Source organism: Roseibacillus ishigakijimensis, from assembly GCF_016595415.1.
Taxonomy (GTDB): Bacteria; Verrucomicrobiota; Verrucomicrobiia; order Verrucomicrobiales; family Akkermansiaceae; genus Roseibacillus; species Roseibacillus ishigakijimensis.
On the sequence record NZ_JAENIO010000098.1, the window covers coordinates 1 to 1,354 of the forward strand.

At 49.3% G+C, this 1,354-nt stretch carries 1 pseudogene; it reads left to right on the forward strand.

The features are described 5' to 3' along the window. Window positions 1-770 precede the first annotated feature (770 nt). A pseudogene (locus JIN78_RS16715) lies at window positions 771-1,354 on the forward strand (hypothetical protein); the annotation flags it as partial.

Genomic DNA, 1,354 nt, shown 5'->3' on the forward strand with positions numbered 1-1,354 from the left:
CCCCGCACTGTCCTATTCTGAACGCATCGATTTTCAGCTTGTCGAAAAAGAGCTTTGGAGAACTCGAAACCCCACCCCCTCAGCGAACAGAGCAAACAATTTCGCTTGGGCGTGCTCAGTGAAGGGAAGCCCCGAGGGATTCTCCCCCCCCCCCTCCCTCAGTAAATAAATCCCCCTTGGCAAGTCCTCAACTCTCACGAAAGGCTTCTGGCGTGGTGCCTTGCCAACCAAGTTCATTTGCTCGCTGAAAAACTCCGAGACCATGAAACAGCTTGCGGAGCCTTTGGGTGAGGCGAATGCTCTTTCCTTCAGGAAAAGGCAGGAACAGCGGTCGCTCTCGGCCTCTCACTTCACCGAGACAATCCCCGTCTCAGCGTCATCTTGGAGAACGCCCATCATCACTTTGGGGAAGGTGTCGACCAAGCCGACTTGCTAGGCTTCGAGCACCAGTTTTTTCACACAGAGCGCGGTCACAGTTCGACATCGGAGGACGCTCGCAAAATGGCTCTGGAAAGCGCGTGATTTCCCTGACTACGCCCTTCGACCACTCCAAGCCCCCCCCTGATCTTCGAGACGAGCGGCTTTCTCATTTAGGTCCTGTATTTTACGATGAGAACGAAGCCGAGAAGGACCACCGCCCCGCTTGGGTCAAACAGCTGATTGAATCAGTGCTCTTTCGGATTGTTACAATCGACCGGAGTGAGGTATAGGGAGGACGTAAAAGGCAAAATTGAAGATTCTGCAATTAACCCCTCCTGTTCTGCTGAGAAATGAAAGTTAATTATTCACCGAGGGTGGTTGCCTTCATCGACATTTTGGGTTTCTCCAGCCTTGTGTCTCGTCTGAGAGATGACCAAGATCTTCATACGAAAGTCTTCACTGCTTTACGCATGATTGGCGGGTACAAAAGGATTGCTGGAAAAACAGCCTACGCTCAGCAGAACCTAGAGGTAAGCGTGTTTTCAGACTCGATTGTAATTTCAGCGGAGTCTGAGCACCTGTTTGATGTTTTGTGGGCATGTCTTGGTTTACAATCTCAACTTCTAACTTTAGGAGTTTTGCTACGAGGCGGCGTGTCAAGTGGGCATCTAATCCACAAAGACGACATTCTTTATGGTGAAGGAATGCTGAAAGCATACCATTTGGAAAACGGGGCGGCAATCTACCCTCGAATAATTATAGATCCTTCCTTGGAAGCCACTGTGTCAAATCAGCATCGTGAAATGCTACTAACACAGGATAATGATGGACTTTGGTTTATCACACTACACGACAAAAATCGAGCACGTAACGCACTGAAAATAAGGAAAAAATACGCAAAAAAGGCTTGCAATGTCGGTGGCCGCCCAAAATT